This window comes from Streptomyces sp. NPDC043861 (assembly GCF_056435905.1).
This window is the reverse complement of record NZ_JBWKDP010000005.1, coordinates 492,176-507,053: the sequence shown is the minus strand read 5'-3', so window position 1 is coordinate 507,053 and position 14,878 is coordinate 492,176. Positions and strand designations below refer to the sequence as shown.

10 protein-coding genes and 1 pseudogene are annotated in these 14,878 nt (G+C 70.0%); 6 read left to right on the top strand and 5 right to left on the bottom strand.

Going from position 1 to position 14,878, the window contains the following annotated elements; translation table 11 throughout:
- The 4 genes and pseudogenes from AC068D_RS15775 to pulA form a co-directional block, all read left to right on the top strand.
- Positions 1-278: pseudogene (locus AC068D_RS15775) on the top strand (alpha-glucosidase); the annotation flags it as partial.
- Positions 275-1,306, top strand: coding sequence for a LacI family DNA-binding transcriptional regulator (locus tag AC068D_RS15770; protein WP_478823577.1), 1,032 nt, complete (start codon positions 275-277; stop codon positions 1,304-1,306). The pseudogene AC068D_RS15775 and the gene AC068D_RS15770, both read left to right, overlap by 4 nt.
- A 223-nt stretch (positions 1,307-1,529) precedes the next feature.
- Positions 1,530-3,218, top strand: coding sequence for a carbohydrate-binding module family 20 domain-containing protein (locus AC068D_RS15765; protein ID WP_478823576.1), 1,689 nt, complete (start codon positions 1,530-1,532; stop codon positions 3,216-3,218).
- Positions 3,219-3,330: 112 nt separating this feature from the next.
- A complete protein-coding gene (pulA, locus tag AC068D_RS15760) occupies positions 3,331-8,724 on the top strand; it encodes a pullulanase-type alpha-1,6-glucosidase (RefSeq protein ID WP_478823575.1) in 5,394 nt (1,797 codons plus the stop codon).
- A gap of 49 nt (positions 8,725-8,773) precedes the next feature.
- Here the strand turns inward: pulA and AC068D_RS15755 are convergent, their stop codons facing one another.
- A complete protein-coding gene (locus AC068D_RS15755; RefSeq protein WP_478823574.1) occupies positions 8,774-9,493 on the bottom strand; it encodes a TetR/AcrR family transcriptional regulator in 720 nt (239 codons plus the stop codon).
- A gap of 52 nt (positions 9,494-9,545) precedes the next feature.
- Between AC068D_RS15755 and AC068D_RS15750 the strand changes: the two genes are divergently transcribed.
- Positions 9,546-9,929, top strand: a complete 384-nt coding sequence (locus AC068D_RS15750) for a hypothetical protein (RefSeq protein ID WP_478823573.1) — start codon at positions 9,546-9,548, stop codon at positions 9,927-9,929.
- A 6-nt stretch (positions 9,930-9,935) separates the two neighbouring features.
- On the opposite strand, the gene AC068D_RS15745 is transcribed toward AC068D_RS15750, so the two are convergent.
- From AC068D_RS15745 to AC068D_RS15735, 3 genes are all read right to left on the bottom strand, one after another.
- Positions 9,936-11,003 carry a PDR/VanB family oxidoreductase gene (locus tag AC068D_RS15745; RefSeq protein ID WP_478823572.1) on the bottom strand — a complete coding sequence of 356 codons (1,068 nt, stop codon included), beginning with the start codon at positions 11,001-11,003 and terminating at the stop codon, positions 9,936-9,938.
- Between the two features lies 1 nt (position 11,004).
- Positions 11,005-11,895 carry a metal-dependent hydrolase gene (locus tag AC068D_RS15740; protein WP_478823571.1) on the bottom strand — a complete coding sequence of 297 codons (891 nt, stop codon included), beginning with the start codon at positions 11,893-11,895 and terminating at the stop codon, positions 11,005-11,007.
- Positions 11,896-11,978: 83 nt separating this feature from the next.
- Entirely contained in the window at positions 11,979-12,362 is a 384-nt protein-coding gene (locus tag AC068D_RS15735) for a hypothetical protein (protein ID WP_478823599.1), read from the bottom strand.
- 168 nt (positions 12,363-12,530) lie between these two features.
- Here AC068D_RS15735 and AC068D_RS15730 point away from each other — a divergent pair, with 168 nt between their 5' ends.
- The gene (locus AC068D_RS15730) at positions 12,531-13,040 is read left to right on the top strand and encodes a hypothetical protein (protein WP_478823570.1); all 510 of its coding nucleotides are present in this window, start codon (positions 12,531-12,533) and stop codon (positions 13,038-13,040) included.
- A 222-nt stretch (positions 13,041-13,262) separates the two neighbouring features.
- Here AC068D_RS15730 and AC068D_RS15725 read toward each other — a convergent pair whose 3' ends face one another.
- The gene (locus AC068D_RS15725) at positions 13,263-14,822 is read right to left on the bottom strand and encodes a DUF1996 domain-containing protein (RefSeq protein WP_478823569.1); all 1,560 of its coding nucleotides are present in this window, start codon (positions 14,820-14,822) and stop codon (positions 13,263-13,265) included.
- Positions 14,823-14,878: the final 56 nt, after the last annotated feature.

Here is a 14,878-nt window from a genome sequence, read left to right as displayed (position 1 = left end):
AGCTCTACCGGGCGGCACTCGCCGTCCGCCGCGAACACCCGGGCCTCGGCGCGGGCGACACCGTGACCTGGCTGGACGCACCCGACGGCGTCCTCACCCTCGCCCGCGACGGATTCGTCTGCACCACCAACACCACGGATACGCCGGTGCGGATCCCTGCTCCGGGCACGTTCCTCCTGGCCAGCGGGCCGGTCGGGAGCGCGGGCACGGCGGCCGACGCCGCGGGCGGCGGCGAAGTCGTCCTGCCTGCGGACACCACGGTGTGGTGGACGGTGTGACGGTCCCCAGGCCGAGGGGCGCCACGAGTGCGGCCGCCCCTCGGCTCGCCGACATCGCGGCCCAGTCGGGGGTCAGCGAGGCCACGGTCAGCCGGGTGCTCAACGCCAAACCGGGCGTCTCCACGTCGACCAGGACCAGGGTGCTCGCGGCCCTCGACGTCCTCGGCTACGAGCGTCCCGTCCGGCTGCGACGGCGCAGCGACGGGCTCGTCGGGCTGGTGGTGCCGGAGCTGACCAACCCGGTCTTCCCCGCGTTCGCGCAGGTGGTGGAGCAGGCGCTGGCCGGACACGGTTACACACCGCTGCTGTGTGCCAAGCAGCCCGGCGGGGTGACCGAGGACGAGCTGGTCGAGCAGCTGGAGGAGAGCGGCGTCGACGGCATCGTGTTCCTGTCCGGGCTGCACGCCGACACCTCGGCCGACCCCGCCCGCTATGCCGAACTCGCTGCCCGCAAGGTGCCGTTCGTCCTGATCAACGGCTACAACGAGCGGGTCTCCGCACCCTTCGTCTCGACCGACGACCAGATGGCCGCCGGCATGGCGGTGCGTCATCTGGCCGAGCTGGGCCATGAGCGCATAGGACTCGCGGTCGGGCCCGTGCGGTACGTTCCGTCGCGGCGGAAGACGGAGGGCTTCCTGGCGGCGGCGGGTCCGGGCGCGGAGCGGTACGTCCGGCACACGCTGTTCAGCGTCGAAGGGGGGCATGCCGCGGCCGCGGAACTGATCGACGAGGGATGCACCGGCATCGTCTGCGGCAGCGACATGATGGCGCTCGGAGTGATCAGGGCGGCCCGCGAGCGCGGGCTCGATGTGCCGGGTGAGCTGTCCGTGGTCGGATACGACGACTCGCCGCTCATCCCCTTCACCGATCCTCCGCTGACGACGGTGCGGCAGCCGGTGCAGGCCATGGCTTCGGCGGCGGTGGGTGCGCTGCTGGAGGAGATCCGGGGCAATCCCGTGCCGAGCACCGAGTACGTCTTCCAGCCGGAGCTGGTGGTGCGGGGGTCGACGGCGCGGCCGTCGCGCTGATCCCGCCCATGACGATGCAGCCGCCGGGTGCCCCCGGCGGCTGCAATTTTTTTCATTGAGATGTCCTGCACATCTCCTCTGTGTGTCCAGAAGGTTGACCGCGCAATCGTTCGGGCCTACGGTCACCTGCGCAGAGGGTCTTGCAGCCTTGCAGCAAGAACATTCAATCCCCATCCGGACCCTCGACCCCCCACCCTCCCTTCCTGAGCCGCAGGAGGAACACATGGCCAGCAGGTCCCTGGCCGCCGCCATCGCCCTCGTGGCGGGGGCGGCGACAGTGGTGATCGCGCCACCGGGAGCCGCGCAGGCGGCCCCGCCCGGTACCAAGGACGTCACCGCCGTCCTGTTCGAATGGCGCTTCGACTCCGTCGCCCGTGCGTGCACCGAGACACTCGGCCCCGCCGGATACGGATACGTCCAGGTGTCACCGCCCCAGGAGCACATCCAGGGCGGGCAGTGGTGGACGTCCTACCAGCCCGTCAGCTACCGGATCGCGGGACGGCTGGGCGACCGCGCAGCGTTCTCCGCGATGGTGAACGCCTGCCACGCGGCGGGCGTCAAGGTCGTCGCCGACACCGTCATCAACCACATGGCAGCCGGCAGCGGCACGGGCACCGGCGGCTCCTCGTACACCAAGTACGGCTATCCGGGCATCTACTCCTCCTGGGACATGGACGACTGCACCGCGCAGATCACCAACTACCAGGACCGTGCCAACGTCCAGAACTGCGAACTGGTCCAGCTGGCCGACCTCGACACCGGTGAGGAGTACGTCCGCACGAAGATCGCGGGCTATATGAACGACCTGCTGTCGCTGGGCGTCGACGGCTTCCGGATCGACGCAGCCAAGCACATGCCGGCTGCCGACCTCGCCGCGATCAAGGCGAAGCTCACCCGCCCCGATGCCTACTGGAAGCAAGAGGCCATCTTCGGAGCCGGCGAGGCCGTCCAGCCCAGCGAGTACCTGGCCAACGGCGATGTGCAGGAGTTCCGCTACGCCCGTGACCTCAAGCGGGTCTTCGGCAGCGAAAACCTCGCCCATCTGAAGAACTACGGCGAGGGCTGGGGCTACATGCCGGGCGGCCAGTCGGCCGTCTTCGTCGACAACCACGACACCGAGCGCGTCGGCGACACCCTCAACTACAAGGACGGCGCCGACTACACCCTGGCGAACGTCTTCATGCTGGCCTGGCCGTACGGATCCCCAGACGTCCACTCCGGGTACGAATGGTCCGACAAGGAGGCAGGCCCGCCGAACGGCGGTACGGTCAACGCCTGTTATCGCGACGGCTGGAAGTGCCAGCACGCCTGGCGCGAGATCTCGTCGATGGTCGCCTTCCGGAACGTGGCCCGCGGTCAGGGCGTCACGAACTGGTGGGACAACGGCGCGGACGCCATCGCCTTCGGACGCGGCAACAAGGCCTACGTGGCCATCAACCACGAAGCGTCGCCGCTGACAAGGACGTTCCAGACCTCGCTGCCCGCCGGCGACTACTGCGACGTCCAGTCCGGTACGGGCGTCACGGTCAATGGCGCGGGCCAGTTCACCCGCACCCTGGGCGCCAACACCGCCGTCGCGCTGCACGCGGGCGCGAGGAACTGCGGTGGTTCGACGGGCGCCACGGGGGCGTCCTTCGGCGTCGACGCCACGACGGTGCCCGGCCAGAACATCTACGTCACCGGCGACCAGGCGGCCCTCGGCAACTGGAACACCGGCAGCGCGCTGAAGCTGGACCCGGCGAGCTACCCGGTCTGGAAGCTCGACGCCAGCCTGCCCGCCGGAACGTCCTTCGCGTACAAGTACCTCCGCAAGGACGCCGCGGGCGCGGTCACCTGGGAGAGCGGTGCCAACCGTACGGCGACGGTGCCCTCGGGCGGCATGGTCACGCTCAACGACACCTGGCGCCCCTGACGGGCCCGACGCCCCCTGTACTGCCGCTCCGCGCGCCCTCGACCCCGCTGCGCGCGGAGCGGCACACCGTTCTTCCCGCCCTTCCCCGGTCACCCTCACAAGGAGAGCCCCTGTGATACGCCCCCTGCGCGGCAGGCGCAGAGCAACCGCGGCCACCCTGGCCGCAGCCCTGTGCGCGGCGCTCGCGCCCGCCGTACCCGCCGCAGCGGCGAAGCCGCCCGCGCTCCCCCAGAGCTTCGCCTGGGAGGTGCCCCCACCGTCCGACGCGAAGCTCGCCGCGGAGCCCGCCCGCCACGATCTGACCCGGGAGCAGTTCTACTTCGTGCTGCCGGACCGGTTCGCGAACGGCGACCGTGCCAACGACCGCGGCGGGCTGACCGGTTCACGGACGGAGACCGGGTTCGACCCGGCCGACAAGGGCTTCTACCAGGGCGGCGACCTCAAGGGACTGACCCAGCGCCTCGACTACATCAAGGGCCTCGGCACCACGGCCATCTGGCTCGCACCGATCTTCAAGAACCGGCCGGTGCAGGGGACGGGAAAGGACGCCTCGGCCGGCTACCACGGCTACTGGATCACCGACTTCACCCAGGTCGACCCCCACTTCGGCACCAACGCCGACCTCTCGAAGCTGATCGACAAGGCCCATGCCAAGGGCATGAAGGTCTTCTTCGACGTGATCACCAATCACACCGCGGACACCGTCGACTACGCGGAGAAGAAGTACGGCTACCGCCCCAAGGGGGCCTACCCCTACCTCGACAAGGACGGCCGGCCCTTCGACGACCGCACCACGGTCGGGGAGGTGGACCAGGACTCCTTCCCCTACACCCCGGTCAAGGGCGCGGGAAGCGTCACCAAGGTCCCGGCCTGGCTCAACGACCCCACGATGTACCACAACCGGGGCGACTCCACCTGGGCGGGCGAGAGCGCGGAATACGGGGACTTCGTCGGCCTCGACGACCTGTGGACCGAGCGCCCCGAAGTCGTCGACGGCATGCGGAAGATCTACGAGAAGTGGGTCCGCGACTTCCGGATAGACGGCTTCCGTATCGACACGGTCAAGCACGTCGACATGGACTTCTGGACCCAGTGGGCCACCGCGCTCGACGCCTACGCCGCCGGGCGCGGCCGGGACGACTTCTTCATGTTCGGTGAGGTCTACTCCGCCGACACGGCTGTCACCTCGCCGTACGTCACCCGTGGACGTCTCGATGCCACACTCGACTTCCCCTTCCAGGACGCGGCCCGCGCCTATGCCTCGCAGGGCGCCGACGCCGGCCGTCTCGCCCGCGTCTTCGCCGAGGACCACCGGTACACCACCGACAAGGCCAACGCCTATGAGCAGGTGACCTTCCTCGGCAACCACGACATGGGCCGCATCGGGACGTTCCTCGAGCAGGACAACCCGGACGCGGACGACGCCGAACTGCTGAAGCGTGCCCGCCTCGCCAATGAGCTGATGTTCCTCAGCCGCGGCAACCCGGTGGTCTACTACGGCGACGAGCAGGGCTTCACCGGCGCGGGCGGCGACAAGGATGCCCGCCAGACCCTCTTCGCCTCGAAGACGCCGGACTATCTGGACGACGACCAGCTGGGTACGGACCGTACGCATGCCGACGACGCCTACGACACCACGCACCCCGTCTACCGCTCGATCGCGGCGCTCTCGAAACTCACCCGTGAGCACCCGGCACTGCGCGACGGCGTCCAGCAGGAGCGGTACGCCGACAAATCCGTGTACGCCTTCTCCCGGACGGACGCGAAGCAGCGCACCGAACACGTCGTCGCCGTCAACAACGCCACGACCGAGAAGACCGTGACCCTGCCCGTGGACGCCGCGGACTTCCGTGTCCTGTACGGCGGTTCGGGATCCGTCCGCGCCACCGACGGCAGGATCACCGTCACCGTGCCCGCGCTGTCGTCGCTGGTGCTGCGCGCGAACAAGCCCCTGGCGGCCCCCACGGCCAAGCCCTCCCTGACGCTGAAGGCCCCGGCCCCCGGAGCCACCGGCACCGTCGAGATCTCCGCCGATGCCGATGGCGGGCCGCTGGGCAGGGTCGTCTTCGCCGCACAGGTGGGCAACGGCAAGTGGCGCACCCTCGGCACCGCCGACCACGCCCCGTACAAGGTCACCCAGCACATCACAGCTCCCGCCGGTACCGCCCTGCGCTACAAAGCGGTCGTCGTGGACAGCCTCGGCCGCACCGCGAGCGCCCTGGCCACCTCCACCGCGGGCCAGGTCCCGCCGCCCGAGAAGCCGACGGCCGTGGAGCGGACGTACGCCGTCGTCCACTACAGGCGCACCGGGGGCACCTCCCAGGCCGGAGGCTCCGGGGGAGGCGACTACGACGGCGTGCAGCTGAAGGCCGCCGGGACCGTGGCCGCGTTCACCGGCCGGGACGCCTTCGGCGCCTTCGCCTGGGTCAAGGTCCCCGAGGGTGCGTCGACGGTCCCGTACACCGTGGAGAAGAACGGCACTGCCGACGCGCCCCAGCGAAGCATCACCCTCGCCCGCACCGGCGAGGTCTGGATCACGCAGGGCCAGGACGGCCAGTCCGAAACTGCGCCCGACGGCGCCTACCCGCCCCAGGACAAGAGCAAGGCCGTACTGCACTACCAGCGGCCCGGGGGTACCGAAGGCTCCGGGGGAGGTGACTACGACGGCTGGGGCCTGCACACCTGGACGGGCGCCGCACAGCCCACCGACTGGTCCAAGCCGCTGATGCCCGTACGTCAGGACGCCTACGGGGTGACCTTCGAGGTCCCGCTGGCCGAGGGCGCCACCTCGCTCAGCTACATCCTCCACAAGGGCGACCAGAAGGACCTGCCGACCGACCAGTCGCTGTCGTTCGGCACCCACGGCCGCGAGGTGTGGCTGCTGGCAGGACAGCCGAAGTACCTCCTCCCGCAGACCGGCGGAGCACCCTCGCTGGACCTGGCCAAGGCCGAGGCGCAGTTCATCGACCGGAACACCGTCGTGTGGAAGGTGAAGGCCACCGAAGCCACCAGCCAGCAACTCGTGTACGCGCCCGGCGGCGGTATCGAGGTGGTCGACGGGGCGCTGAGCGAAGAGGGGCGGTGGCTCCGCCTCACCCCGGCCGCGCTGACCGACGCCCAACGGGCGAAGTACCCGCATCTCAAGGAGTACCCGGCCTTCACGGTCGACCCGCGCGACCGCGACCGCGTCCAGGAATCCTTGCGCGGCCAGCTCATCGCCACCCAGCGCGCCGCCAACGGGGCCCTGCTCGCCGCGACCGGCGTACAGATCCCGGGCGTGCTCGACGACCTGTACGCGGCGAAGGCCACGGGTGCCACGCTCGGCCCGGTGTTCCGCAAGGGCCGCCCGACCCTGTCCCTCTGGGCCCCGACCGCGCGGAAGGTCTCTCTCGAAGTCGACGGGAGGACCGTCCCCATGCGCCGCGACGACGCGTCCGGTGTCTGGTCGGTCACCGGCCCGTCGAGCTGGCGCGGAAAGCCCTACCGCTATGCGGTGAACGTCTGGGCGCCCAGCGTCCGGAAGCTGGTCACCAACAAGGTCACCGACCCCTACTCCACTGCGCTGACGACCGACTCCGCCCGCAGCCTCGTCGTCGACCTGGCCGACCCGAAGCTCGCCCCCAAGGGCTGGACCGGACTGCGGAAGCCCGCCGCCGCGCCGCTGCGCAACGCCCAGATCCAGGAGCTGCACATCCGCGACTTCTCGGTCGCCGACCGGACATCGAAGCACCCGGGTGGTTATCTGGCCTTCACCGACCGCGAATCCGCCGGGATGAAGCACCTCAAGGCCCTCGCGGACAGCGGCACCTCGTACGTCCATCTGCTGCCCGCCTTCGACATCGGGACCATCCCCGAGAAGAAGTCGGAGCAGGACCGGCCCGCCTGTGATCCGAAGGTCTACGCGCCGGACTCCGAGGAACAGCAGGCGTGTGTCGCGGCGGCCGCCGCGAAGGACGCGTACAACTGGGGCTACGACCCGCTGCACTACACCGTTCCGGAGGGCTCGTACGCCTCCGACCCCGACGGCACGCGCCGCACGGTCGAGTTCCGGCGCATGGTGCAGGGCCTGAACGGCGCCGGACTGCGCACGGTCATGGACGTCGTCTACAACCACACCGTCGCGAGCGGTCAGGACGACAAGTCCGTGCTGGACCGGATCGTGCCCGGCTACTACCAGCGGCTGCTCGCCGACGGCAGTGTGGCGACGTCCACCTGCTGCGCCAACACCGCGCCCGAGAACGCCATGATGGGCAAGCTCGTCGTGGACTCGGTCGTCACCTGGGCCCGGGACTACAAGGTCGACGGTTTCCGCTTCGACCTCATGGGCCACCATCCGAAGGCCAACATCCTCGCCGTGCGCAAGGCCCTGGACGCGCTGACCGTGGCGAAGGACGGCGTGGACGGGAAGAGCATCGTCCTGTACGGGGAGGGCTGGAACTTCGGCGAGATCGCCGACGACGCCCGCTTCGTCCAGGCGACGCAGAAGAACATGGCGGGTACCGGCATCGCCACGTTCTCCGACCGGGCCCGGGACGCCGTCCGCGGCGGCGGCCCCTTCGACGAGGACCCGGGCGTCCAGGGCTTCGCCTCCGGTCTGTACACCGATCCCAACACCTCGAAGGCCAACGGCACCCTGGCCGAGCAGAGGGCCCGGCTGCTCCACTACCAGGACCTGATCAAGGTCGGGCTGTCCGGCAATCTCGCGTCGTACACGTTCACCGACACCCTCGGGCGCAGGGTCAAGGGCTCGGACGTGGACTACAACGGTTCACCGGCCGGCTACGCCACGGCCCCGGGTGATGCGCTCGCCTACGCGGACGCCCATGACAACGAGAGCCTGTACGACGCGCTCGCGTTCAAGCTGCCGCCGTCCGTCCCCGCGGCCGACCGGGCACGCATGCAGGTACTCGCCATGGCCACGGCGGCCCTGTCCCAGGGTCCCGCGCTGTCCCAGGCGGGCTCGGACCTGCTCCGCTCGAAGTCGCTGGACCGCAACTCCTACGACAGCGGCGACTGGTTCAACGCCATCCACTGGGACTGCCGTGACGGCAACGGATTCGGCCGGGGCCTGCCGCCTGCCGCGGACAACAAGGCGAAGTGGCCCTTCGCCAGGCCGCTGCTGACCGCTCCTGCGCTGAAGCCGGGCTGCACGGAGATCTCCGGAGCCGCCTCGGCGTACCGGGATCTGCTGAGCATCCGCGCGAGTGAGCCGGTGTTCGGGCTCGGCACGGCGGACCAGGTGCAGTCGGCGCTGTCCTTCCCGCTGTCCGGCAAGGACGAGACGCCGGGCGTGATCACCATGCGCCTCGGCGATCTGGCGGTGGTCCTGAACGCCACGCCGGAGCAGCAGAGCCAGCGGGTCGAAGCGCTGGCCGGGACGGCGTACGCCCTGCACTCCCGGCAGGCCGGCGGTTCCGACGCAGTGGTGAAGTCGGCGTCGTACGAGCAGGGTTCCGGGACCTTCACCGTCCCGGCCCGCACGGTGGCCGTCTTCGAGAAGGGCTGATCCCCGCAGTCCGCACGGGGCAGCGCGCCCGGACCGCCGGCCGGCGGTTTCAGGCGCGCTGCCCGGGCACTCCTGCCGCAGGCGGTACGAGTGCCGCCATCCGGCCGATCAGGTCGCCGAGGGGGCCGTCGGCGGGCTCGTCCGAGAGGATGCGCAGAAGTACGTCGGCCATCTCGCCGTCGTACGCCGCAGGCACTGCCACCAGCGCCGCGAAGTCGTGCACCAGCTGGAGCTCCAGTTCGGCGCGCGGAATCTCGCGTCCGTCGAGCCAGATCAGCGCCGTCGACTCGGCGAGCGACACCCAGGACCGTACGACCAGCCGCAGCCTCGCAGGGGGTTGCGTGATGCCGAGGTGCGACATGATCTGGTCGTACGCCGCCTGGCGGACCTCGTCGATCATGGCGTTGGTGGTGGTGGAGCCGACAGCCGGTCCACCGCGCATCAGGGCGGAGAAACCCGGCCCGTGCTCGTCCACGAAGTCGAAGAACCGGCGCATGACACGCAGCAGCCGTCCGCCGAGGGGCCCTTCGTGCCTCTCCATGAACCGCTCGGCCAGCTCGTCGGCCGCGCGGCGCAGCGCGGCCTCGTACAGGCTCTGCTTCCCCGGGAAGTAGTGGTAGACGAGCGGGCGTGAGATTCCTGCGGCGGCCGCGATCTCGTCGATGGACACCTCGTCGGGGGAGCGGCCGCTGAACAGATCCAGCGCCACTCCGATCAGCTGTTGCCTGCGCTCCTCGACGCCCATCCTGCGGCGTACCCCGGTCGTCATGCGAACAGCCTAACGGGCGGCCCTCGGTCGGCGTCCGATACGCTCCGGTGATATGACCGCATCTGACCAGGAAGCCCCGGTACCGGAGGCGGCCCCGGTACCGGAGCCCGCATCGGTACCGGAGCCCGCAGCGGAGCCCGTACCGTGGCCCGAAGCGGAACCGGAGCCCGCAGCGCGCGAGGGCATGACCCCACGCCAGGCCAGGACACTGCGCATCACCGCCGCCTCGGTTCTGCTCGTGGCGCTGGCGGCGGTCCTTGCGGTGCGGCTGGCCAGCCGCACGTCCGTCCTGGTGGTCGGCGTGTACGGACTGGCCATGATCCTGTGCGGAGTTGTCATCGAACTCAGCCGCCACGGCCGGACCCGGCTGGGCACCTGGCTGCTGGGCGGCGGGCTGGTGGCCGCGCTGGCGGCGGACTGGCTGCTGCTGCCCTGAAGGGCCTCAGAGGTCCAGCACCAGCCGGTCGCCGCGGCAGCGCGAGACGCAGATCAGCATCGAGTCGTCCCGTTCGGCATCCGTGAGCAGCTCGTCGCGGTGGTCCACCTCGCCCTCCAGGACCCGCTGTTGGCAGGTGCCGCAGAAGCCCTGCCGACAGGAGTACGGGACATCCGGCAGCTCGTCGCGCACGGCCGCGAGGACCGAGCGGTCCGCCGGCACCGTGAGCGTACGGCCGGATCGGCGCAGTTCGACCTCGAAGGCACCGCCCGGCGGGGCGGCCGTCGTTGCCGTGAACCTCTCCAGGTGGAGCTCCCGGCCCTGGGGAAGGCGCGCGGCGACCTCGCTCATCAGGCCTTCCGGGCCACAGCAGTACACGGCCGTTCCGACCGGCAGGCTCTCCAGGAAGGTGAGGTCGGGGTGCCCCGACTCGTCCTGCGCGACGACCGTGATGGCATCGCCGTCCGAGCCCAGCCCGCCGAGTTCGCCGAGAAACGGCATGGCCGCGCGGCTGCGGCCGCAGTAGAGCAGCCGCCAGTGGGCGCCTGCGTCCTCCGCAGCCCGCACCATCGGCAGAACGGGGGTGATGCCGATGCCGCCCGCGACGAACACATAGGACCCGGCCGCGATCAGCGGGAAGCGGTTGCGCGGGCCGCGGATCTCGATCTCCGTGCCTTCGTGGAGCTGTTCACGCACCTCGAGCGAGCCGCCGCGGCCGTCCTCGACGACGCGCGTGGCGATCGTGTACGCACCGGAGTCGGCCGGGAGTCCGCACAGCGAGTACTGCCGCACGAGTCCCGACGGCAGGACCACGTCGACGTGCGCACCGGGTTCCCAGGACGGCAGATCCGGGCTCTCGAGACGGAGCAGGACGACGTCGTCGGCGGGGGAGGCACGTTCGGTGACCAGGACACGGTGCGACGGTGCCCGGCGGCGCGCGCGGCCCTGCCCCGAGACCGGCTCCGCCAGCGCCGGCATCGGCCACAGCGGGGAGACCGTGATGCGACGGCGCACGGCCCGCCTGGCAAGCAGCGCGGCCGCGGCAACGACGACGGCCGCACGGAGACGGGACATCTCAGCGACCCCCGTTCGCACCGGGGGAGTTGGCCAGGTACGCCAGGGCCTGGGACGTACTGCCCTCCTGGGACGGGTGGTACGTGCGGCTCAGATAGCGCGGGATCGAGCGCAGCATGGCTGGTGTGGACGGCAGCACGCCCCGGTTCCCGGCCCGGTGGAAGTCGGCGAAGGTCGCCCTGCCATCGGTCAGGGAGGGGTCGTGCTCCATGAAGAAGCGGGTGCCGCGCTGCCAGAGGAAGACAAGCGTCGAGAAGGCCGTCGCCCAGGTGCGCACCCGGCGCCGGTAGCTGCCGTCGACGTGCATGAAGAGATCGAAGGCGACCGAGCGGTGCTCGACCTCCTCTGCCCCGTGCCACCGCAGCAGGTCCAGCATCGTCGCGTCGGCGCCACAGCGGTCCAGTTCCCCGGCGTTGAGCACCCAGTCGCCGAGGAACGCCGTGTAGTGCTCGATCGCCGCGATCAGCGCGACGCGCTCCTTGAGCCACCACTCACGGGCCCTGCCGGGCGGCAGTGTCCGGTCCCCCAGCAGTTTCTCGAAGAGCCAGTCGACCTGGGCGGTGTACGGCGTCGGGTCGAGCCCGAGCGCCTTGAGGTGCGGCAGCACGTCGTCGTGGGCCTGCGAGTGCACGGCCTCCTGACCGATGAAACCGATGACGTCCTCGCGCAGCCGGTCGTCGTGGATGTGCGGCAGTACCTGCTTGTACACATGGACGAACCATCGCTCGCCCGCCGGGAGCAGCAGATGGAGCACATTGATGGTGTGGGTGGTGAACGGGTCCCCGGGAACCCAGTGGAGAGGGGTCTCCTCCCAGGCGAAGGAGACCTTGCGGGCCTTCAGCGGGGTGTGCTCCGACGCCACCGCGGCCGGTGCCGGCTGCGTATTAGACATGGCGTCAATGTACTGAGGGGGCAGCCCGCCGGAACAGAGCCGTGCAGCACATCGTGCGGAGCCCAGGACTCGTGCTCCCCGGCTCAGCGCAGCGCACCGGCGCGGGTGCCGTCGTCGAGGCGGCCGCTCAGCTCTGCCTCTGCACCGCGGGCAGCCCGTACGGCGAGCAGGTTGCCCCGGGCGCTGCCCTGCACCCCTCCGGAGGCGGTGAGCGAAGTGAACTGCCCGTTGCCCGCGGCCCCCGCCCTGCCGCGCGGCAGTGAGCGCTGGACCACGGAGTGCGCGGTCAGCACCCGGCGGTTGCGGCCGAGGGACGGGGGCAGCACGAGATACGCGATCCGAGCCAGGCGCGGATAGTGCTCGACGAGCGCTGCTTCGGCCTCCTCGATATCGACGGATGCGGGGACGGCGGGGGCGAGTTCCTGGGTGCCACGTGCGGCAGAACGAGGGAATCGTCCTGTAGTCACCGGCCAATGCGGTCGCTGTCGCCCCCGTGGCGACGCCGCGACGCGGTACGCAGGGGGCACCAAACCTGCACACGGCGACGGATCTGCTACGCCGCCGCCCGTGCGTCGTGCCGCACGTTACCCGGCCTTCCCCATGACATCGGGGTGCCGAGCGGGCAGGATGGCCGGATGCGTACGGAACGACGGCGAAGCACCCCGATAGCCCTGGCCGCGCTCGCCCTGACGGCCGTCACGGCCCTCACCGGCTGCGGCGGGGACGACGAGAAGTCCGAAGTGCCGAAGACGGCGACGGGGACTCTGGAGCAGCTGGCGGCCAAGGCCGCGTGCAAGCCGAACGTCTCCACGGATGCGAAGGAACTGCGGCAGGCCAACTGCAAGACGGAGGACGGCAGGTATGTGCTGACCACCTTCGCCACCGACCGCGGCCAGCGCGAGTGGATCAACGAGGCCAATGACTACGGCGGCGTCTATCTCGTGGGCAGGAAGTGGGTCGCGAGCGGCGAGGAGAAGGTGGTCACGGCGCTGCGCGGCCGCCTCGGAGGCTCCGTGGAGACCGGTGCCGCGCACGACGGGCACTCGGGCAGCGGCGGTGGCAGCGGCAGCGGTGGCAGCGGTGGCCACGACGGCGGCTCGAAGGACCACTCCGGGCACTCGGGGCATTCAGGGCACTCCGGCTAGGACCTGGTCCGGTCGGTCCGCGCTCCGGTGACTCCGGCCGTCCTCGGCCGGCCGGATTCGCGCAGGTGGTCCGGTGCCCGTACGGGAACCGGACCACCTGCCCATGACGACCGGGAACGGCGGTGGAGCGCCCGCGCGTGCCGTCAGCACTGACACGATGCCCGCCGCCGGCAGGCGAAAGGGCCCGCCGGACTTTCCGGCGGGCCCTTTCGACGGATCGGGTCAACGGCACCTACGGCCGTCGTTGATGCACTTCACCACCTTGTTCATCAGGCCCTGGTCGAAGACGTTGATGAAGTCGCCGTGGTCGGTGACCGGCTTGTGCAGCTGCTCCGGGAAGGAGTCGACCGCGAACACGCTGGGGTTGGCCCCGTCGAAGACCGGCGGCGGGACGTCGTACACGATGCGCTGCACCAGCTGCGGGATGGCCCTGAAGCCGTTCTGGCAGCGCCCGTTCTGGTCGGCGAACGCGACGTGCGTGCGGTGGTTCGCACTGTCGGTGTTCTGACCGTCCCAGCAGCTCTGGAACTTGAACGTACGCACCACATTGCTGCCCTCGGGGCAGATCGGGTACTTGTCCTTCAGCTGCCGGTTCTCGAACCCGGTGCAGCTCCAGGAGGCATTGGCGTTCGCATTGCCGTTGACGAACGCCTTGGCGTCGCCGGTGATGATCCGCAGCAGGCGGGGCATCGCGGTGACCTTGCCGACCGGGCTTCCGACGAAGTTCAGCGTGACCTGGGCCGGAGTCTGGATCTCGCCGACGTTCTTGTCCTTGCCGCCGCCGTCGGCCTGGGCGTCGTTCTCGTCCTGTCCGTTCTGCACGCGCAGCACGGGCCAGTAGTAGGTCGACCTGTCGCCCTGGTTGCGGCATGTGGTGGCGCCGTTGGCGAGGTCGTCGTCGCTGGCGAAGGCGTCATTGGCCTGGTTGCCGACGTAGTCGTGCATATGGTGTGCGCCATTGCTCACACCGGGCGCGACGATCACGTTGTCCGGGTTGAACTTGCCGTTCTGGTTCGTTCCGCAGTCCGTGGTGAACGTGCCCCGGGAGGCGTTCCGCAGCTTGCGGGGGTTCTGGACGTTCGGCTGCACGGACTGGATGTCGACGAAGTCGGAAGCCTCGGGGCCATTGCCCGCCTGGCCGCCCTGGTTCTGCTCGCCGCCCTGGTCCTGGCCGCCGTCCTGGCCCTGGTTGTCGCCCTGGTCCTGGCCGCCGTCCTGGTTCTGGCCGCCGTCCTGGCCCTGGTTGTCGCCCTGGTTCTGACCGCCGTCCTGGTTCTGGCCGCCGTCCTGCCCCTGGTTGCCGCCGTTCTCATCGCCCTGCAGCGTGCACGAGGCCATTTGCTCGAGGCCCTGCGGCTTGGCGGCCTGCTGTTGCTGGAGGAGCGCGATGATCCGCTGGATGATCACCAGCCGCTCGTTCTTCAGCGGAGTGAGGATCTGCTGCTCGCCGTAGCTGCGGCTGCTCTGGACCCGCTCCCTGTTGTCGGCGAACCGCTTGTAGGCCGTGGTGATCTGGGTGTCCAGAGTGGCCAGTTGGCGGTCCACCGATCCGCGTACCCCTTGGGGGACTTCGGGGATTTCATTGCCGACATCCGGGCAGTTGATGGTCGAGACCGTCTGCCACGAATTCTTCGTCTGGGCCGGAGTCTGACTGGTCCAGCCTTCTCCTGCGGATGCGTAGTAATTGACCGCTACCAGCCCACCCCCGCCCAGAATGAGGGCAGCCGAGGCAGCGATCGCTCGGTTTGCCAGCGTTGAGCGTTTGCGTGATGTGCGTCCCATGGAACTCCAATCCCGGGGGGGAGTAACGCGACGTTCCATACGCACCTCAAACCCAT